Origin of the sequence: Acinetobacter sp. UBA991 (assembly GCF_002292065.1) — a bacterium.
Classification (GTDB): domain Bacteria; phylum Pseudomonadota; class Gammaproteobacteria; order Pseudomonadales; family Moraxellaceae; genus Acinetobacter; species Acinetobacter higginsii.
On sequence record NZ_DBBF01000044.1, the window covers coordinates 1 to 20,390 of the forward strand.

Sequence of the window (20,390 nt, forward strand, 5' to 3'; positions counted from 1 at the left end):
AGCACAAACGGTGAATAATGTCCGTGGCGTGATTGAGCTTGGCAGTGATTTAAGCAGTGGTACCGTGAATGTCAGCGGTACCTTAGATGCATCAGCTCCGAACGGAGGCAATGGTGGGCAGATTAAAACTTCTGCGGCAGAGGTTCATGTCAGTTCAGGCACCAACATTACCACTCAGCGAAATAGTACGAGCAGCTTACCGCCGACCACCAGTGGCTGGGAACTGAAAGCCAAAAATGTCGATGTCGATTTCTTTGGTGGCAGTGTCAGCAGTACCACTTTGGGTGATGCTTTAAACAAAGGCAATGTCACTTTGAATGCGATGGGTACAGCAGAAGGCCAAGGCAATATTAATATCAATGACGAAAGCAGTTGGAATGCCAATACTGCGCTGACACTAACCGCAACTAAAGATATTAACTTTAATAGTGATTTGGATTTAAGTGGAGATAAAGCCAAACTCGCCATGAATTATGGAGCTGGTTCGGATTACAACTTAAATAATGGTGCCAAGATTAATATCAGCGGTTCATCACCGACGTTGTTGATTAATGGAAGTTCCTACATTGTGATTAATGATCTAGGTGAAGAAGGTGATGCCAATATCAATACGCTACAAGGGATGAACAATAACCTGACCGGGAATTATGCCTTGGGTAGCAATATTGATGCATCAGATACGGTGAATTGGAATAACGGGAAAGGCTTTGATGCGATTGGACAATTACCAGTAAAAGTCGATGGAGGTATTCAACAAATACCTGAAGGAGGCATTCCTCCAGAAGCTCCAATTTTCCAAGGAAACTTTCATGGACTAGGGCACAAAATTGACGCTTTAACCATTAATCAACCTCGACCCAATTGGGGGCCAATCAATGATCAGGTTGCGATTCCTCAAGGATTGTTTAGCATTACTTATGGCAGTGAGTTAAGAGATGTTGGCCTTACCAATGTGTCAATCAAAGGACATGCTTATATGGGGGCTCTCACAGGACTACATTTAAGTGGCAACATTAAAAATGCCCATAGTACCGGTAAAGTTGATGGTTTATTTTATGTTGGGGGGCTAATTGGAGCTGCAGGTGGGCAAAATATTAATACTAATTTAGGTAAAATTAGCCAAAGTTATTCTGAGGCGGATGTGAAAGGCATTCTTGGTGCTGGCGGATTAGCAGGAGGAAGTGTATTCCCTATTTATGATAGTTATGCTGCAGGCAATATTTCTTTACCTGATTTTACAATGACTGTAGAGCAAGAACAAAGTCTTGATCCTAATGGTACAGGAGGTATGGGAGCAGGAGGCTTAGTGGGTAGTGGGCAAGGTATTTATAATAGTCACGCTACGGGGAATATTTTATCTGGTGCATATGTAAATGGAAATTGGCATCCAGAACTTGGATTTGCGGGTGCAGGTGGATTAATTGGATTCTTAGGTGCTCAGGAAAACAGCTCACATCATATTGACCAAAGCTATGCTACAGGTAAAGTTAGCGGCCTGTTTGGTTTAGGGGGATTGGTTGGTGCAACTGTTTATAGAGGTTCTGATCAAACACCACGTTTATATATCAATAATAGCTATGCGACAGGTGATGTGATTGCAAGTGATGCTGTTGAAAGCCAACATATAGGTGGTCTTGTTGGGGGAAATGCGCCAGATAATATTATCAATGCCAGTTATGCGACTGGGCGAGTGAAAGGTAATACCAACGTAGGTGGTCTAATAGGTCACAATAACGATGGTATTGTGACAAATTCTTATTCAACCAGCACTGTGGAAGGAAAGACTTCTGTCGGAGGGCTCATTGGATATAATATTGGAACGGTTGAAAATAGTTATTCAAATGGCGCTGTAACTGGGGTAAATCATGTCGGGGGGCTCATTGGAGATGACCCTTATGCTAATGGTATAGTCATTAATAGCTACTGGAATAATGAAACCTCAGGTCAATATACCAGCGCGGGTGGTACAGGAAAAACCACCGCTGAGCTGCAAAAAATTCTGACCTTTTCAGGTTGGGATATTGCCGATGCTTCTGACCCAAATTCAAGCTCGACATGGGTGATTGATGAAGATAATGCGACCCCATGGCTCCGTTATAATCATTAAGATTAAAAGAGATTATTAAGATATAAGATCAGAGACTTAAGCCTCTGGTCTTAAATAATAAGATATTGATTAAATTTAGAGAAATAATGAAATTTTATTTATATAAACAAGTAGGGATGTACAAGAGAATACTTCTACAGGTAATGAGAGGAGCTAGTATTCTAGTCGTTGCTTCTACTATTGTTCATGCAGACGTTGTGATTCCTGATAGTGGCACTATTACCAAGCAATTAGGTCCTGAACAATTCAAAGAAACACCAAAAACAGACCAACAGTACTTTGGCGCTGATTCATCGCAGCAAAATTACAGTCAGGATCAAACCCCTATTGGGGTCACAAAAGTCCAGATAGAAGGGAATCAACAAATTGCTACAGCAGTTTTACATGATTTAGTCAAATCACTGGAAAATAAAAATAATCTACTTGCTGATTTACAGCTTGGCGCAGAAAAAATCACCCAATACTATAAAAAGCAGGGTTACTTTCTGGCGAAAGCCTATCTACCGAAACAAAAACTAGAAAATGGAATATTGGTGATCAGAGTACTCGAAGGACAACTTGGTCAAGTTCTTTTAAATAACCAGTCTAAAATTAAAGATATAACCATTAAGCGCTTTACCGATCAAATTCCTCATCATCAGGCGTTACAACAACAGCAAAGTAATCAGACCTTGCTACTTATCTCAGATCTAGCCGGTGTTGGGCAAATTCAGGCAAACCTACAGGCTGGCGAACAGATTGGGCAAACAGACCTTGTTTTGGATATTCTTGGACAGCCAACTTGGCTCGGACGAATTGGGATTGATAACTCTGGAAGTAGCTATACAGGAAAATATCGACTTTTAAGCTATATCGAAAGTAATAGTTTATTGGGATATGGAGAGAAGCTATCTGCTCAATTACTCGGAAGTAATCAAGATTTGGTTTCAGGAAGTGTAAATGTCCGATTTCCTGTAACAGGAACGGGTCTATGGCTGGGCGGTGGTTATAGTAGAACTGAATATGAATTGGGTGAACAATTTAAGCAATTGGATGCGACAGGGACCTCTGAAAACTATAATGTAAATCTCACTTATCCATTGATCCGAAGTCAAAAGACGAATCTTAATTTGAAGCTGCTGGCTGAAAAAAGAAAGTTATTTGATGAAATTGCGGCCACAAATACAGAGACATCCAAACAGATAGAGGCGAGTCGGATCTCACTCAATTTTAGCCGAATGGATGATTGGGGAATTGGAGATGTCAAAGGTGGTATTAATCAATTTGAGTTGATCACGACGATTGGCAATCTGAACATACAAAGCCCATCGGCTTTGAATATCGATCGCTTATCTGCAAAGACCCAAGGCAGTTTCAATAAATATGAACTTAAGCTTTCCAGACAGCAAAGATTAACAGCATCTTCATGGTTGACCAGTGAGTTATATGGACAACTTGCATCTAAGAACCTCGATTCCGCCGAGAAATTTTCCTTGAACCAAATGCGTGCTTATCCAGCAGCAGAAGGACTTGGAGATCAAGGTTGGGGGGCATCGATTAATTTTTATTATCAACTAGCACCATGGCTAAATACTTATTTATTCCAAGATGTTGGACGAATACAGCAAAATAAAAATCCATATCTCAACGATAAAAATACCCGCAATTTGGCAAGTACAGGGATTGGTTTTGGCGGTGGCTATCAAGACTTTGACTATAATGCGACACTTGCATGGCGAAATACTTCAGCTGCGAAAAGCGACAAGGATCAGCAACCTCGATTGCAGTTTGGCATTGGGTGGAGATTTTAGTTGCGAATTTAGCACCTGATTTTATCTGAGAAGTGTTGAGCAGGGTTTTGCGTACAGTAGTGTCAATCGTAGCCTAACTAGAGTTCAATCTGGTAATTACATTTTGCAACAATGATCTGGATTTGACAGATCCTGAAATTTTACTTTATGGGAAATTAATAAGCAGATAAAAATCATTAGTATAGAAAATTTAAAGAGCGTTCATCTTTTCTTTCACTCATCGGAAAATACGCCGTTTACCTAAATTATTTTGCTTTTGTGTAAATTATCAGCATAATGAAGAATGAGATTATGTAGGCAGATTGTCTGCATTTGAGTGAAGCGTAAATACGGTTTTCCTATAGTTTGTAGGGCATCACTCAAAAAAGGATGTTAGAAAAAGAATGATGATGCGGAGCATCAGGTAATAGGAAGGTCAAGATGACTAGATTAACTTCTACGGTTTTGTTCAAAAGAACTGTTTTAGCAAGTTTCATTAGCTTATGCGTAAGTCAATCTATTTTCGCACTACAAGAAATTTCCGATGATGTTTTAAGTGAAACCACTGGTGAAGGGATTGCTTTTTTGCCTCGGGATTTTTCTTTTCGTTTTAATGGAGCAGAGAATCCATTAGCGAATGGAAGTACTCCTTTAAATTTTACTGATACTGGGTATATTCGATATATTCCGGTAGGGCCTTTGACTCAAAAGTCACTTGATACAAATAAAGATGGTATTGTTAGTTCGCTAGATAGAGCTGTAGGCAAGGCAGACTTGTTTTTATACGGTTTGGCTTTATCTAAAGCTAATGGAAATGCTAATAACCGTTTTAATAACACTTCTGGGATTGCAAGTTGGGGAACGGCAACTAACCCTTGGATATTAAAAGTCGCTACGGAAAGCGGAGTGCCAACTTTTACACCAGATGATGTATCTGGAACAACACCTGTTAGAAATACGGATACAGGGGCAGTAACGTATTTGGCTCTGGAAGCACCTCTTTTCAATAAAGTGTTACCAACTAATGCTATAGATGGAGCAGATGCATATAACTTAAAATTAGGGTTATGGGCTGATGCTTTTGTTCGTAATCCAAATGTTGCAGAAAATATGGCAGCAACAGGTAATCAATTTAACCTTGGTGAGTTGAATGGTACAACGGATAATACAAATACACGAGCAAATCGACTTCGATTGAATGCTGTATGGGATGGTTTTGGAATTAATGGTAGCCGCATCCAAATATTTCAAACATTAGGTGGTTCAAATAGCACAGGTGGAATGAGTAAGTTCTACAATGAAACTTTAGGTTTAAATGGATTACTACGATTAAATAGTGGACCAAGTGATACATTACGTGCAACAGCAACAGCAAATGCTGTATGGGTGGAAGCAAGTCCTGTTGCTACAAATACTTATACAGTTCCAACTGCATTAGCAACAATTGGTGCTGCCCCTGCTTTTGCATCTTCAGGTGGGTGTGGTGTTAGTGGTACAAGTCCTGATGCAAGAAATTTATCAACTTTTTCACGTGGCGATTGTATTCAAAATGAACAAGTATTAACCCGAACAAGTCGCACGACTACAACGTGGGGAGCTCCGACGACGGGTAAAATATTACGTATAGGCACGCAAGAAACAACAGATAGTAATATCTTAACAACACCAGCTATTAATGGTGGAACAGCGCCTATATTTAGAGATCCATCTGTGAATGATGGAGCTATTTATATCTATAATCTTAATACCAACCTTGTATTGGGATCTTTGTATCAACCTCTAGTTTTAGGAGTGGCTGATGATGGTCGCAATGTATCATTAGAAATTGCACGTATTCCAAATAAAGAGAGTATTTATAAAAAAATCTACACAAATTACTCACGACCTGTAACGGCTTCTGATCCTTCTGCTTGGCAATTTAATGGTGGTTATTATGGTTCTACATGTAATGTTCATTATTGTGGAGAGCATCCTTCAGGAACAGTAACTGCACTTTCAAATAATTATCAAGGATCAACTGCAACGCATAGTAGTATTACAATTGGTTCAACAGTTTACAACTCAGCAAAAAATGAGCTAACGGCTTATAGTGGTGCAGAAGCAGTTGGTATTTCTTTTGGTGCTTTGCAGTCAGGAACTGTAGTTAATGATCAACAGTATAAACAAGTCCAACAACAAAATCGTAATTGGACAACAGGATATGAACGATATTGTAGTGGTGGAACAAACTGGCTAGGTTCTTGTCAAGGCTATAGTTGGAGATATTTTAATCAAAACTGGCAGGCTTTTGATGCTTGGAAAAATGTAGATAGAACGACATATTCTAATAATATTAATATTACGAGCCCTAGAGATCCAATACTTAATCCTAATGGTGGAATTCCAACAATAGCTCCTGTAAAAGCAACAGCCCCGTCAAATAATTTTGGCTCAGCTGCAATAGATGGGTTGTTAATTCAGCATCTCAAAATGACAACAACAGGCTTATAGTAAAGAGGCAGAAGTAATGAAAAAAACATTTTTATTAGGTGTGTCTTTGTTATCAAGTCTAATGACTCATGCCGGTTTACAAGTGTTAGATAGTCAAGCTATGGCTGAGGTTCGAGGACAAGCCGGAGCAGATCTGTCATTAAATTTGCAACTCAATCAGACAGGTATGAATGGTGATTTTGATACAGCATTATGTACGGATTTACGTTTTTGTCGTTTAGGTTTATCGTTAAATAAACGTTATTTGAAGGAAACCACAACAGGTTCGGGTGTTTGGAGAGCTGATGATATTAGTGGAAACAAACTATGGTTAGTTTTTAAAGGAATCCAAGGAACTGTAAACATTCAGAAATTAGGTTTGGATGGAGTTGATCTAGTTTATAATAATGATGCGGGACAAGTACAAATAAAGCCAGCAATTCAACTTAGTTATAGTAGCAATTACCCAATACTTATCCGTAATTTTGGTTACCAGTCACTTGCGATTGAAAAAGATAGTGTAGCAGATGAAGGTGCAAATAATATTCCAGGTTATCTAGTTTCCACAGCGGCTGGGGTAGGTAGTTATACATATACAGGTAACACATTCGATGGTAAACACCCAACAAATGCCGGTCTTGGTCGTGAAACAGGATTCACTGGATTAATGATGAATGGCAATCTTGCAATACAAGGGAATGTCGTTATGTTTGCATGTGATGGAAGCCACCCACGTTGTTAAGTTGGAATGAATTTCAAAGGACTGAAGTGATGAAAAAAAATAATCAAAATCACAATTTGACATTGTTTGTACTAAATACTCTTACTGCAAGCATATTTTTGATTAATTCTGCTCATGCTCTACAGAGTTTAGATGATAATGCTCTACGGAGTGTAAATGGTCAGGATGGTGTCCATATTGCAACCTCTTATGATGAAATTAATGTAGATAAATTTTACTGGGAGGATGATGCGGGAAGAGGGAGTACAGATAAGGCATATACAAAAACATTAAGAGCAACTGCCGAAGGTTTTAAAATTAAAGCGACTAATGCTAATGTTTCTAATTTGGCTATAGCAAATAGAACCCCTGGTACGGATTATAAAATTAATGTTGGTAGCGGTATTGGGGCTGATACAGGTAAAACTGGTTTAGATTTAATGTTATCAACTAACCCTTCATTGATTACTATAGATAATTTCAATATTTGTGATACAGAAAGTAGTCAGCGTTGTGGTGTACCTATTGGAAGTGTAGCAATGCAGACAAGTTCTGTGATTGATATTGCTTTTAAAACACGCGATGGGCTTTTTAGTAAAGACAAACAGGCGGTTCTTGATTTAGGCTTAAAAAATGCCAATATATATTTAGGGCAGAAAGATGTAAGTGGTGAGCTGAATCAATTAATTTTAAAAAACTTTAACTTTAATTTTTTAGGCAAAGGTGTGATGTTTATTGATGCATCGGGTGGTTTTAAATTACAAACGAATGCAGATGGTGTAAGTAAAGCAACAATAAATATGGCTCCAGATTCAACACATGGATATGTAGATTTTAGACGTACACCTGATTCCGCATCTGCAAACTTAAAAAATAATGGAAGTTATGGAGATGCAACCTCCACAACTCCTAATGGAACAACAACAACTAATGCAGGCCTAAATCTTGAATTTATGCTTAATAAAAATGTGGATAAAAATTCACCGTACACTCTAAATACGACAAATAGCCCAACAAATGCTACTGGTTTGATTCGAGTGGGTGCAAGTGGGAGAATGGTCAATGGATATTTGCAATTGCGTGGTTTAAATGCCGATGGTAAGAATAATCCTGATTACACTGGGTTGAATTATGGTAATGCAGATAATAGTAATATTGTCGGGAAAGTTAATAACTCAAGTACAAATTTAAGTTTAGCTGCCAACAACCCCATTACATCCGCCGCTGGAGAAAATATTATGGGGAAAACGGGTATAGCTTTCCGTATGGCGGCTGAGTTTACCCAAGATAATGATTTGATGTTGGGTTCTGATGGTAAGGCAACAACTTTAGAAATTGGTAATGCTGGTTTAAATACGTATGGTTTTGAGTTTGGTAATTTAACTGGCCTTGTAGCTACAAATAGAGGTTCATTTGATAGCGGTAATGTTTATATTAATCTTGCTGATACCAAAACGCTTTTACTCCCAGCAAATAAGTCGTTTCAAACTAGCCGTTTTGGTAACGGAAATTTTTTAACTAATAATAATGACTATATTCAATATATTTATACGAATACACCTGATGGTATTCAGATAAATCAAAACCCCTATAGCCTCTTAGTCGCAATTCGTGGTTCAGAGTTTCAGGCGATTTCAAGACGAGGTCGTTTCACAAATAGCGCCAGAACAAATGATGCTTTTGGCAATAGTGTTCCAAATATTGTTGAGCATGATGGGCAAAATGGCACAACATTAAATGAATGGGGTTTAGCATTACCTATTTACAATCTTAATGCAAATATTGCACTCTTCGGTACAAATGTTGATGCGTCTACGGCATACGCTTATACAACTGATTATAAAGGATATAATAAGTCACCTTCAAATAAGGTTGTTATTGGGGCTGTTGGACAAAAAACACCACGTTTAGGTTTTTCTTTGGCAATGAGTACTCAAGGGGTTAGTGATGATGGAGCGAAAACAACTTCAATTATGGTAATCGATGGGAAAAAGGTGAACGGTCAACCTACTGATTACTACATGGGGTTGCGTAATATTGATATGTTGATTAAGGGAACTGGAAGTATTGGTGTTGAAAAGGGCAGTTTGAATGTTAGCCTTAAAGATATGCTAATTGTAGCAGCAGCTCAAGTTGCGGCAGGTTACTTACCGGGAACGACATATAGCCGTTGTGTACAAAATGTTTCAAATTCTGGTTGTAGCGCTGTAGCTGCAAATAATAAAGTGCCGCTTAATAATTTTTCACTTTCAAACGATGTTCTATTAGGAGTAAAGCTTCGTATTGGCGGTAGTATGGATTTTTCATTGATTCCAAATGGCGAATATCGAGCAGATGGTACTGGAAGTAGTTTGAATATTGTCGGTGATTTATCTTTAGATAAGAATCAAAATAACACAATTCAAATTAGTGATCCTGTTGATGGTTCAACGATTGGGTTGGATAATTTAATGGGTAAAATGGCATTTAATAACTCAATTGTTATTGGTCGTCATAGTTCTGGAGAGGGTGTTGTTAGCTTTAATACGGCAATTAACTTTAACCCTGATAAAAATGCAGCAGATGTGTTTAGAGCCAGAGATATAAACTTTTATCCTCCTTCTTCAGGTTCAAGTAAACGTTTAGGTGAACTTGCGATTACAGGTGGAAGACTAAACAGTAGTCTAAGTATTGTGCCTCGAAATGGTAATTTTACTAACTAACTTAGGGATGAGGTGTGAAATGTTTCATTTAAAATTTTTAACAGGTGCCTTATTGATGTTGGGGAGCCTAAATGTTCATGCTATTGACTCTAAGTTACGACCTCTAAATGACGAAGAGCTGGCAGCGACACAAGGCCAAGCTCTGATGAGTTTATCCTATATTGCTCCAGCTGATGCAGCAAATGCTGAAAGATTAAGAAATGGAGGGGCATCTAATATTGGTTTTTATCGTTTAGGGATGGAAGCAACGCTGGAATTAAATGCAAATATCAAGCGCTTACAATTGGGGTGTGGCGGTACGAATGGAGCAGATGGATGTGATATTGATTTACAGGATGTTGGTTTAAGCGGCGTGAAATTAGATAGTAATGGAGCTTTACTGCCTATGACTCGAGAAGAACGAGCAAGTTCATCCGCGAAATTAACGAACCCATTCATTGAGTTTGCGATTAAAAATCCAGGGCAAGCGTCTACAAGGGAGGTGGTTGGTTTACGTTTGAGTGCAGAAGATGCATTGGGCTTATTAACGATTGGTGATAACGATCTAGTTGATAGCAGTGGTAATAAAATTCCTAATGGTATTAACTCATTAAGTGGCTATGTTAAAACAAAAGCAACTTCAGGTGAAGTAATGACTACACCAACAATATTTGGTAAAGCGGGTGATCAAGTATTAAGAGGAATGGTTTACGCTGATATTCTAGGAGCTCTTTGTACTGGAGGTTGTGGTGAAGAGCCTTATAATGGTTTTACAAGCTTACCAGGTCATGCGAATACAACAGGCCTAAGTATTCCATCATTAAAAGCGAAATTTAATGTGCCAGATGCAATAATTACAGGTCAACGTATGAAATCTGCGACAATTCGGAACGTAAACACAACCAGTATTGATGATATTGTTATAAATAAAGATTCTGGTAAAATTCAATTGAAGTTGGATCGACCGGTATCTGTATTAGGCATTATTAATGTCTCTGAAATTTATATCCAAATGGAAACAAAAATTAAAAATTTAAGTGCAAATATTAATTTTGAAGAAAACTTAGGATATCTACATAATCTCCCAATTAATGGAGGGGGATTTTATTTAGGTTTGCAGAGACAAGCACTTAAGTGGCCTGGTGCTGAGGAGCAGGATATTGCTCAACCAGGATGGTGGATGTCATTTCAAAATCCCCTCGATCTAGGGTATTTGCAAGCTCCGGCAGGAAAAACTGTTGATATCAGTTCAGTTTATCCTCAAATTGCGAACTCAATTAGTGCATGGTTAAGCCGGGAGGAAAATAAAACGAGTGTGAATAGCCGAGAAGGGATTGAAGCGCTAGTTAATGGAGGATTACAGAAAACGATTCCTGATATTAACTTGGCTGGTAGAACTGCTTATGCAAATTTACAAGATGTCCCATTAGGAACTGTCCAAAATGTAGTAGCGAATTGTTACGGTACATTAAAAATGTGTTGATTTTAATAGAATCAAAAAAGGCGGTTTAATCCGCCTTTTTTATTTCAGGGGGAATTAAATTAAAATGTTAAATTTACGTGGCATACAACGAGTTTGTATTGTTGGTGGGGGAACAACTGGTTGGTTTTCAGCTTTAAGATTACGCCAAATTTTTAATCAATCTGTAGAGGTTGTAGTAATTTCAGCACCAGAGATTCCTATTGTTGGAGTTGGGGAGGGGGGAGTTGTTAATCTTCTAGATATTTTAGCTAAACTTGAAATAAACATTAAAGATTTTATTGATAATACGGGTTCAACTTTAAAGCTTGGGTTTCGATATGAACAATGGAATACTGGAAAGAAAGAAGACTACTATTACCATCTTTTTCCAAATATCGATACACCAGAAATGTGGGATGAAAATGGATATTATCCCTTTTTATCTCTATTGTTAAATAATGGCTTAAATATTAATAGCTATATGGAAGCATTGGAATTATGTGAGAATAAAGTACCTTTTAACAAAGTCATTGATTTATTAATTTCGGGGAATCATAATTTCACAGCTTCTTTACATTTTGATACTTTTAAAGTTGGGCAATATCTTAAAGAAATTGCATTACAAAGAAGTATTATTCATGTTGAAGATAAGGTAGAGGATTTTTGTTTAGATGCTGAAAAGGGTTCTGTAACTTCAATTCAGTGTCAAAATAGAAAAATTGATTGCGATTTTGTAATAGATGCTTCAGGATTTTCTAGACTTTTAATTGGGGGGAAGTTTAAGACTGATTGGATATCCTTTGCAGATACATTAATTATGAATAGAGCACTGCCTTTTCATTTATCACATAAAAAAGAAATAGAGTTAGTAACACGAGCAACTGCTTTAAGTTCTGGCTGGGTTTGGCAAATTCCATTACAGGAAAGAATAGGAGCTGGCTATGTATTTAATGACCAATTTTTGTCAGATGATCAAGCTCATGATGAAGTTGAAAAATGGCTAGGGGAAAAAATTGATCCAATACGTGTAATTAAATTTGAGGCAGGATATTTTCAAAAGGTATGGGTCAAAAATGTTGTGGCTCTTGGCCTAGCTTCTGGTTTTGTAGAGCCTCTAGAGGCGACCTCTATTGGACAAATGGTCACACAGTTAGAAACATTATCAAACTTTATCCTACACAATCATGGGGTTATTTCTGAACAAAATATAAATTATTTTAATAAGCAGAATGGACAATATTGGCGTGGGATTGGGGATTTCATTCGTATGCATTATGATACCCCAAGAGAGGATACACCTTTTTGGAAAGAGATGAAAAATGTGCCAATCTCACCTGAATATAAAGAATTAAAAGAGTGTTGGAAACATCGAACACCTCGATTGATAGATTTTGCTGAATATAGTTTAAGTGGAACACTTATGTTTGGTGTACCAAATTGGTTTGCTGTTGGAGTTGGAACAGGAGTTATAAAACCTGAATCAACGGCAGCTGAGTTGTATGCTTTATCTATAGATCAAAAGAGAAAATTAGCCCAACATTTACATAAGATGAAGCAAAAGTTAAGTTAGCATGATTTAATATTGTGATTTATAGAATTTATGTTAGACTAAGTTTTGTATATATTTTAAACATTTGTCTATGGATGAGGACAATGAATAAAAACAAAAAATTAGGATGTTTGTCGTTATTGTTATTAAGTCCATTGACTATGGCAATGCAACCGATGGATGACCAAAGTCTTTCTGCCATGACTGGACAGAATGGCTTAACCATTGGTGTTCAGGCGAATGTTCAATTCAATCAGTTGGCGATCATTGATAATGATGGCTTATCATATGGCGGTTATACTTCACCATCTTATACCAATCGAGCAGGTTTGGTCATTGCAGGTGTGGCGGGACAAGCGACAGCAATGCCTGTTAAGGTAACTGCTTTAAATGGTACCACTGAAACGACATTAGGCTTTAAGGCACTTGTTGATACTGATGCAGGAACCGCTGCCACAGGTGGCGCTTTTGCCAATATTGCATTGGGTTTGAATAACAATGTAACAGGGATTCGAATTTCTCCCTTTTCTATTTATACCGTTGGATCAGGTTCGCTTTCTAATTCGAGTGGAAGTACCTATACGCGCAATTCTATTTTTAGTTCAGGTACACTACTTAAAAGTGATGTAAAAGAATTACTTCGTGTTGGCGGCATTGATATTGTTTTTGCATCGAATAAGCCAAGTATAAATATTCAAATGGGTGCGGCTCCACAAGGCCATATGGTGATGTTTGATGGCGCAATCGAGTCAATTTGTGGCACAGGTACTGGCTGTAATATTATGCTAGTCTCGGACTATGCAACGTCTGGAAATTCGACTACGGCGCCTGTTGGGGCGAGTTTTAACTTTAAATTGACTGGAAATAATGGTAATCCTTTTGGTTTAAAAGGATTCTATGCTGGAATTTATGGTCCAACAGGGACAACGGATAAAGGTGGCGTGATTTTTGGAAATACAGGAACAAGTAATAAGTTCGATTTACAGTTAAATAATGTTCTGTTAGGTACAAGTGGTGCTCAACAAGCAGGTACTTTTAATAATTTACCCAATGCTTCTATTGGTAATATTGGTGTAACAGGTGCCTCTGTAACAAATCTACAAATGAAAGTGAGCGGGATGTAGTTACATCGCTTAGATCATAAAATAAATTTTAAAGCGGCTTAGGCCGCTTTTTTATTACATAGGGATAACTCTAACTTTAGCTTTGTTTTAAAAATTGGATAATCTCGTCTAATTGCTTGATTTTTTTCACTTGCCCCCACAGGGCTTGTGCTTCAGGATAGGCTTTGGTCATCATCCCTAGCCACTGCTTGTAGCGTCCTACCATGCCAATTTCAGTCTTATATTGACCACTTAAGAAGCGAAGTTGTAATTCCACCAAATCTGGCCAAGACAGCAATGCTTGATCCATATCTTGACGTACACACAAGGTTAAATCAGGGGTCGTCACAGCACCACGTCCGATCATGAGATCTTGGCAATGTGATTGCGCTAAACAGGCTTTCGCATCAGCATTGTTCCAGATCTCGCCGTTGGCAATCACATTGATGTTTAATGCTTCTGTAATGGGCTGAATTTTTTCCCAGTAGGCTGGTGGGGTATAGCCATCAGCCTTAGTCCGTGCATGAACCGTGAGCCAACTTGCACCTGCATCTTCAATCGCATGTGCATTATCCAAAGTATGATTTTCATCCAGATAGCCCAAACGCATTTTGGCTGAAACAGGAATGTGTCCAGGCACTGCATCACGAACAGCTTTGACCAATTGATGTACGGTTTCAGGCTCATCCAGTAGAACAGAACCACCACGATGGCGATTCACTGTTTTGGCTGGACAACCAAAATTCAGATCAATAGCGGGTGCGCCCAGTTCCACGACTTTGGCGGCATTGGCAGCGAGCATATCGGGGTTGTTACCAAGAAACTGTACATGTACAGGTGTACCTGCTGCAGTTTTGCCTCCATTTTTTAATTCAGGGCAAAAACTATCGTAGATATGATCTGGCAGGATGCTATCGGTAATACGGATAAACTCAGTCACGCACCAATCAAAACTGCCAACATGAGTGAGCACGTCACGCATGATCGGATCAGTCAGACCTTCCATTGGAGCGAGTACAAGTTTCACGATTTTTTACCTAGATAAGCGAAAACAGCGTTATACGCATTTTCAGATAGGCTGTCTAGTTTTTATTAAAATGTAAGAACTAGCGTCCTAAAATCATTTCTAAAACAAATTTACTGCCCATAAAACCAATGGCGAGCAGGACAAAACCAGTAATGGTAAAACGAATGGCTTTACGGCCACGCCAGCCAAATTTGTAATGCCCGATGAGCAAGGCGCCGTATAAGAACCATGAAATAATACTAAAGGCGGTTTTATGTGCCAGATGCTGAGCAAAGAAATTATCAATGGTGAAGAAACCAAATAACAAGGCTGCTGTCAGTAGACCAAAACCTGTGATAATCAAGTCAAATAACAGGGACTCCATCACTTGAAATGGCGGCAGTAAGTTCACCCAAATCCGTCGTTTTTGCTTCTTTTTTAGTTCCCGATCTTGGAACCAGAGCAACACAGCATGAATGGTTGCCATGAGCAAAACTGCATAGGCCGATAATGACAGAATAATATGTAAATCTAAGCCTAAGCTATGTTGTTCAATAATTTGATTCGGTTGGCTAAAGGCAAAACCTAAGATTAAACCAAAAGCGGCAACAGGTGTACCGATCAGGTTGAGTGGCAGAATTGGGCGGATCAGGCTCAAAATCAAACTCAGCGCTAACATCAGTCCTGAAGTAAATGACATCAGGTTAAAGACATCATAATTCACCCCAATCGGTGTCATCATGTCTTGGTAGAGCACAGTACTATGCAGTACTAACCCTAGTCCAACCATAAGACCATAACACCAAAGATTTGGACTACGTTTTGACATCAATCGAATAAACAAATACCAAAATGAACTGGTATAGGCGATGAGTGCCAAAATTGTGTAAACCAAGGGGAGACTGATCATGTCAAACCTTTTGCAGGAGGATGAATAATATTCACCATATAAGATATAAATTCGCTTCGAACTACAGTATCCTATAGCATCTTACGCATAAATTTTCTATTTTAAGAAAGATTTTTTTGCAACTAGCCATTTTAAGCGGATTTCGCAATGTTTGATACCTTAACAGAACGACTCACACAGAGTTTAAGAAATGTTACTGGCTCAGGGCAGCTGACCGAAGACAATATTAAAGATACCTTACGTGAAGTACGTATGGCACTTCTTGAAGCCGATGTGGCGTTACCTGTAACTCGTGAATTTATCGCGAAGGTTAAGGAAGAAGCGCTCGGTCAAGAGGTGATGACTCAGCTTTCCCCTGGTCAGGCATTTGTAAAGATTGTCTATGATGAACTCACCAAGATGATGGGTGAGGCCAATGAAACACTAGATTTAAGTGCAAAACCACCTGTTGTTGTTCTGCTTGCAGGTTTGCAAGGTGCGGGTAAAACCACAACGGCTGCAAAATTAGCGCGCTTCCTAAAAGAACGCCAAAAGAAAAAAGTCATGACTGTTTCTGCTGACGTGTATCGTCCAGCAGCGATCAAGCAGTTAGAAACTGTATCCAATGAAGTTGGTGTGGGTTTTATTGCTTCAGAAGCAACTGAAAAGCCAATTGATATTGTGAATCGTGCCATTGAACAAGCGAAAATCCAATTCGCTGATGTTTTGATTGTCGATACTGCAGGCCGTCTGCATGTCGATGAAGACATGATGGACGAGATCAAAGAATTACATGCTGCGGTTAAACCAACTGAGACCTTATTTGTTGTCGATGCGATGACAGGTCAGGATGCGGCCAATACAGCGAAAGCCTTTAATGATGCTTTAGCTTTAACTGGTGTGATCCTGACTAAAACGGATGGTGATGCACGCGGTGGTGCGGCACTTTCTGTTCGTGCCATCACAGGCAAGCCAATTAAATTCTTAGGGATTGGTGAAAAGCTAGATGCACTTGAGCCATTCCATCCAGATCGTGTTGCACAACGTATCTTGGGCATGGGTGACGTCCTTTCTTTGGTCGAAGAAGTTGAACGCAAAATCGACAAAGAAAAAGCCGAAAAAATGGCGAAGAAATTGCAGAAAGGCGGAACCTTCAACTTTGAAGATATGCTGATGCAATTTGAGCAAATGAGCAAAATGGGCGGCATGATGGGCTTCTTGGACAAGTTGCCTGGTATGAGCAATGCGGGTATTCAGGATGCGATTGAAAAAGCCAACCCTGAAAAACAAGTTAAGCGTATGGAAGCCATCATTCAGTCGATGACGATCAAAGAGCGTCGTAATCCTGATTTGATGAATCCAAGCCGTAAAAAACGTATTGCAGCCGGTTGTGGTATGGATGTGGCTGAGGTCAATAAGTTGATCAAGCAACAAGCGCAAATGGCGAAGATGATGAAGAAATTTGCCAATCCATCGGGTATGAGCAAAATGCTGAAATCATTAGGCAATATGCAAAAACAATTTGGTGGTGGTGGCGGTAATATGGGGCCTTTGTTTGGCAGTAATGACCAGAAAAAGTAAGCTCTATACATCCTAAAAAGGCGCTTGATGCGCCTTTTTTAATGCGAGCGTGCTGTATAAATTTAATACAAAACATCAACATTCAAGCTGCTTTAAAAGGAAGAAAATTAAAAATAAGTCTATGTTTTACATTGAAAAGTAGTGTTGAATATGTCACATAATTCAAAAAATAAGGTGTTTATTATACATTGTGAGCATGCAGATCCAGAACAACATTGGTATCACTGGCTAGAACAGCAATTGAAAAGTGAAGCAGTTGCGGTTGAGCGGATTTTTCTGGCTGATGCGAGTCACCCTGAAGCGGAGATTTGGCAAACCTGTTTGGATGCACAGTTAAAAGCGCTAAATGAGCAGAGTATTGTGGTGGCACATGGTTTGTCCTGTGTTGCGGTAGCTCGATTTCTAGCAAAGAAACTGAAGCAAACTACCTTGAAAGCAGGGGTGTTTATCGCAGCTTTTAATGATCCGATTTCACGAGATTCTGAGTTCAATACCTTTATTGAACATTCAACTTTTGAGAGTGGTGTATTGCGTGCCAATATTCAAAGACGTTTGGTTTTCTTTTCCAGTAATGATCCCATTGTGCCTGTACCACTGACTTTTAAATTTTCTAATTTACTCAATGCCCAACTGATTGAGGTGGCTCAAGCTGGGCATTTTCGGGCAGAAGATGGTTTTAGTGAGTTTCCACAATTACTACAGGTACTTCAAACTTTGCTCAAAGCTGAGTTTAGTTGAACATAGTGACGTAAGCCCTTGAGCAATAAATCGGATTCAACTTGGGGCTGATAATGGCTGAGGAACTTGGCGAATAAAGTAGCATCACCGCCAGTCAAAATCAGCTTTTTAGGGGATTGCTGCATAATTTGATCAATGGTACTGATCAAGCCCAGCAAAATACCATGATGCACCGCATCCACCGTATTATGTCCAGGTTTTAAATTATCAAAGGCAGAGTCAGGAATCTTAATGCCTTTGGTATTTTGAATCAGCGAGTCTCGTTGCAGATACAAGTTGGGTAGAATATAACCACCCAGATGTTGCAATCCTTCGACTAGATCAATGGTCAGGGCAGTGCCACAGCCAATCACACAAAAGTTTGCATCTGGCTTTGCCATGGCCAAGACTTGTAACCAGCGGTCAATCCCCAGTTGACTTGGAACATCATAGCCACACTTTAAACCTGCATATTCAGCATGGACTTTGGCAAAAATAATCGGAATATCCAAAATATCTAGAATTATGTGAATACGTTGGTTATTTTCCGAATCCAGAACCGAAGAAATCCCGACACGACTTAAATTTTGATGGCGGAAGTGCTGAATCAAGCCGAGCAATAAATCTGCAGGGGATTGCAGGTGTAATTCGGCCGCATGTTCAATGACTTGATCATGTGCAGTGATCCAATATTTTAAGCGGGTATTGCCGATATCCAGCCATAAACTTTTCATAGAATAATCATTTCCTCAAATCGAAGCGAGACGTAAACGACCTTGATAGAATTGTTGGGTTTGATCCGTTTTGATCAGTACCGCACCATCATTGGAAATTCCTTGAAAAAGTCCCTGAACTTTACCTTGGGTATATTCAAATTCAACTTGTTGATTCAGCCAAATCGCATGATGATTAAAACGTTCAGCTAAATTATAACTACCGTGTTCAAACCACTGTGCTGCCTGCTGGATTGCGGTATACAGTTCAGCAATCAGGGTTAAACGATCAATGTTGGCTAAACCGAGCATCTCCAAAGAGCTAATCGGTTGATCTGCATTTTCCACAGGGGGCGTGTTTAGGTTAATGCCGACACCGACAATTGCTTGATGAGGGGAAAGCGGTTCAACCAGAATTCCGCCCCATTTTCCTTGTGGGCTATATAAATCATTTGGCCATTTGACTTGTAATGTTAAGCCATGCAAGCTTGGCATCTGTAAAATATTCAGAGCAACTTCAAGGGCAAGGCGACCATCCAGTGCAGTTTTGCTTTGAATCAGTGTGCTTAAATAAATATTGCCTTCAGGAGAGGCCCATTGTCGTTGGTGTTGACCTCGACCTTGTGTTTGTAGTGCACTGCAGACCAATCCTGTCGTTATGCCTTTTTGCGCAATTTCACGCATATCATCATTGGTCGAGGTTGTGGTTGTTTTGAGTAGCACCACTTCTGGATATTGATTTTTTGCGTTCAATAATTGCTGAAGCTGGCGGGTTGCGAAATCATCCATCATTTTTACAAGTAGAGTGGTCATGTGTTTATGGAGTTAATCATATATTTGCTGATTGGCGCAATTGCTGGATTTGCTGCGGGGCTATTCGGTGTGGGTGGTGGCTTAATTATTGTGCCAATTTTATATATTGTCTTTACCCAAATGAATTATGACCCGAATGTGATTATGCATATTGCAGTTGGAACTTCATTGGCAACCATTATTGTGACCTCGATCAGTTCGGTGATGGCACATCATAAAAAAGGGGCAGTGTTATGGCCTGTGTTCCGCAATTTAGCACCAGGCTTGGTGCTCGGTTCGTTTCTGGGGGCGGGTGTGGCTGATCTGATGTCAGGACAGCATTTACAGTTGGTGATTGGTGTCTTCGCCGTCTGGATGGCTTACAAGATGTTTAGAGGTGCAAATGCAGTGGTTGATCCAAATCGTCATTTACCGTCAGCGCCTTTACAACTTGCCGCGGGTGGTGGCATTGGGGTGGCATCCGCGATTTTTGGCATTGGTGGGGGTAGCCTCACCGTACCTTATCTCAATCGACATGGTGTGGTGATGCAAAAGGCAGTGGCGACCTCCGCAGCCTGTGGCTTACCCATCGCAGTTGCGGGAGCAATTGGCTTTATGTGGTTTGGTGCCAAAGAGCAGATTGAAGTGCCGAACACGATTGGTTATGTGCATATCTATGCTTTCTTGGGTATTAGTGTGATGAGTTTTATCACCGCAAAATTTGGCGCCAAAGTTGCACATCGTTTGTCGCCAGCCATGCTGAAAAAATGTTTTGCAGGTCTATTGGTGGTGGTTGGCAGCTATTTTATTTATAAAGGCCTGATCTGATCT

The 20,390-nt window shown here is 39.4% G+C and carries 15 protein-coding genes; 11 read left to right on the forward strand and 4 right to left on the reverse strand.

Annotated features, from left to right (window positions below; translation table 11 throughout):
* The 8 genes from B2727_RS19425 to B2727_RS19460 form a co-directional block, all read left to right on the forward strand.
* On the forward strand, positions 1 to 2,107 hold a 2,107-nt coding region (locus B2727_RS19425), incomplete at its 5' end, for a GLUG motif-containing protein (RefSeq protein ID WP_291350190.1).
* An 86-nt stretch (positions 2,108 to 2,193) separates the two neighbouring features.
* Complete coding sequence (locus tag B2727_RS19430) at positions 2,194 to 3,897, forward strand: ShlB/FhaC/HecB family hemolysin secretion/activation protein (protein WP_033134395.1); 1,704 nt, start codon at positions 2,194 to 2,196, stop codon at positions 3,895 to 3,897.
* Positions 3,898 to 4,317: 420 nt separating this feature from the next.
* On the forward strand, positions 4,318 to 6,366 hold the full coding sequence (locus B2727_RS19435; RefSeq protein ID WP_033134396.1) for a hypothetical protein: 2,049 nt from the start codon (positions 4,318 to 4,320) through the stop codon (positions 6,364 to 6,366).
* A 16-nt stretch (positions 6,367 to 6,382) separates the two neighbouring features.
* Positions 6,383 to 7,087, forward strand: coding sequence for a DUF6160 family protein (locus B2727_RS19440; RefSeq protein ID WP_033134397.1), 705 nt, complete (start codon positions 6,383 to 6,385; stop codon positions 7,085 to 7,087).
* 29 nt (positions 7,088 to 7,116) lie between these two features.
* Positions 7,117 to 9,768, forward strand: coding sequence for a DUF6160 family protein (locus B2727_RS19445; RefSeq protein WP_033134420.1), 2,652 nt, complete (start codon positions 7,117 to 7,119; stop codon positions 9,766 to 9,768).
* Positions 9,769 to 9,787: 19 nt separating this feature from the next.
* A complete protein-coding gene (locus B2727_RS19450; protein WP_033134398.1) occupies positions 9,788 to 11,230 on the forward strand; it encodes a hypothetical protein in 1,443 nt (480 codons plus the stop codon).
* A 64-nt stretch (positions 11,231 to 11,294) separates the two neighbouring features.
* The gene (locus B2727_RS19455; RefSeq protein ID WP_004804857.1) at positions 11,295 to 12,779 is read left to right on the forward strand and encodes a tryptophan 7-halogenase; all 1,485 of its coding nucleotides are present in this window, start codon (positions 11,295 to 11,297) and stop codon (positions 12,777 to 12,779) included.
* Between the two features lie 83 nt (positions 12,780 to 12,862).
* Positions 12,863 to 13,882 (forward strand): DUF6160 family protein, encoded by a 1,020-nt coding sequence (locus tag B2727_RS19460; protein WP_033134399.1) that lies wholly within the window; start codon positions 12,863 to 12,865, stop codon positions 13,880 to 13,882.
* A 76-nt stretch (positions 13,883 to 13,958) separates the two neighbouring features.
* On the opposite strand, the gene B2727_RS19465 is transcribed toward B2727_RS19460, so the two are convergent.
* Both B2727_RS19465 and B2727_RS19470 read right to left on the reverse strand, forming a co-directional pair.
* On the reverse strand, positions 13,959 to 14,888 hold the full coding sequence (locus B2727_RS19465) for a tRNA dihydrouridine synthase (protein WP_033134400.1): 930 nt from the start codon (positions 14,886 to 14,888) through the stop codon (positions 13,959 to 13,961).
* A 79-nt stretch (positions 14,889 to 14,967) separates the two neighbouring features.
* Positions 14,968 to 15,777 carry a cytochrome C assembly family protein gene (locus tag B2727_RS19470; RefSeq protein ID WP_005205568.1) on the reverse strand — a complete coding sequence of 270 codons (810 nt, stop codon included), beginning with the start codon at positions 15,775 to 15,777 and terminating at the stop codon, positions 14,968 to 14,970.
* Positions 15,778 to 15,924: 147 nt separating this feature from the next.
* Here B2727_RS19470 and ffh point away from each other — a divergent pair, with 147 nt between their 5' ends.
* Positions 15,925 to 17,337 (forward strand): signal recognition particle protein, encoded by a 1,413-nt coding sequence (gene ffh, locus B2727_RS19475; protein WP_005205566.1) that lies wholly within the window; start codon positions 15,925 to 15,927, stop codon positions 17,335 to 17,337.
* Between the two features lie 150 nt (positions 17,338 to 17,487).
* Positions 17,488 to 18,075, forward strand: a complete 588-nt coding sequence (locus B2727_RS19480; protein WP_033134401.1) for an RBBP9/YdeN family alpha/beta hydrolase — start codon at positions 17,488 to 17,490, stop codon at positions 18,073 to 18,075.
* On the opposite strand, the gene B2727_RS19485 is transcribed toward B2727_RS19480, so the two are convergent.
* Together B2727_RS19485 and B2727_RS19490 are read right to left on the reverse strand one after the other, a co-directional pair.
* A complete protein-coding gene (locus B2727_RS19485; protein ID WP_033134402.1) occupies positions 18,045 to 18,788 on the reverse strand; it encodes a pantothenate kinase in 744 nt (247 codons plus the stop codon). The two genes, B2727_RS19480 and B2727_RS19485, sit on opposite strands and share 31 nt — an antisense overlap.
* A gap of 15 nt (positions 18,789 to 18,803) precedes the next feature.
* Complete coding sequence (locus B2727_RS19490; protein ID WP_033134403.1) at positions 18,804 to 19,580, reverse strand: biotin--[acetyl-CoA-carboxylase] ligase; 777 nt, start codon at positions 19,578 to 19,580, stop codon at positions 18,804 to 18,806.
* Positions 19,581 to 19,586: 6 nt separating this feature from the next.
* Between B2727_RS19490 and B2727_RS19495 the strand changes: the two genes are divergently transcribed.
* Positions 19,587 to 20,387 (forward strand): sulfite exporter TauE/SafE family protein, encoded by an 801-nt coding sequence (locus B2727_RS19495; protein WP_004804875.1) that lies wholly within the window; start codon positions 19,587 to 19,589, stop codon positions 20,385 to 20,387.
* Positions 20,388 to 20,390: the final 3 nt, after the last annotated feature.

Excerpts from the sequence above, each read along its gene's own strand:
- ffh (WP_005205566.1), top strand. The coding sequence starts at position 15,925 with ATGTTTGATACCTTAACAGAACGACTCACACAGAGTTTAAGAAATGTT.
- B2727_RS19455 (WP_004804857.1), top strand. The coding sequence starts at position 11,295 with ATGTTAAATTTACGTGGCATACAACGAGTTTGTATTGTTGGTGGGGGA.
- B2727_RS19485 (WP_033134402.1), bottom strand. The coding sequence starts at position 18,788 with ATGAAAAGTTTATGGCTGGATATCGGCAATACCCGCTTAAAATATTGG.
- B2727_RS19460 (WP_033134399.1), top strand. The coding sequence starts at position 12,863 with ATGAATAAAAACAAAAAATTAGGATGTTTGTCGTTATTGTTATTAAGT.
- B2727_RS19490 (WP_033134403.1), bottom strand. The coding sequence starts at position 19,580 with ATGACCACTCTACTTGTAAAAATGATGGATGATTTCGCAACCCGCCAG.
- B2727_RS19495 (WP_004804875.1), top strand. The coding sequence starts at position 19,587 with ATGGAGTTAATCATATATTTGCTGATTGGCGCAATTGCTGGATTTGCT.
- B2727_RS19440 (WP_033134397.1), top strand. The coding sequence starts at position 6,383 with ATGAAAAAAACATTTTTATTAGGTGTGTCTTTGTTATCAAGTCTAATG.
- B2727_RS19470 (WP_005205568.1), bottom strand. The coding sequence starts at position 15,777 with ATGATCAGTCTCCCCTTGGTTTACACAATTTTGGCACTCATCGCCTAT.
- B2727_RS19435 (WP_033134396.1), top strand. The coding sequence starts at position 4,318 with ATGACTAGATTAACTTCTACGGTTTTGTTCAAAAGAACTGTTTTAGCA.
- B2727_RS19480 (WP_033134401.1), top strand. The coding sequence starts at position 17,488 with ATGTCACATAATTCAAAAAATAAGGTGTTTATTATACATTGTGAGCAT.
- B2727_RS19450 (WP_033134398.1), top strand. The coding sequence starts at position 9,788 with ATGTTTCATTTAAAATTTTTAACAGGTGCCTTATTGATGTTGGGGAGC.
- B2727_RS19430 (WP_033134395.1), top strand. The coding sequence starts at position 2,194 with ATGAAATTTTATTTATATAAACAAGTAGGGATGTACAAGAGAATACTT.
- B2727_RS19445 (WP_033134420.1), top strand. The coding sequence starts at position 7,117 with ATGAAAAAAAATAATCAAAATCACAATTTGACATTGTTTGTACTAAAT.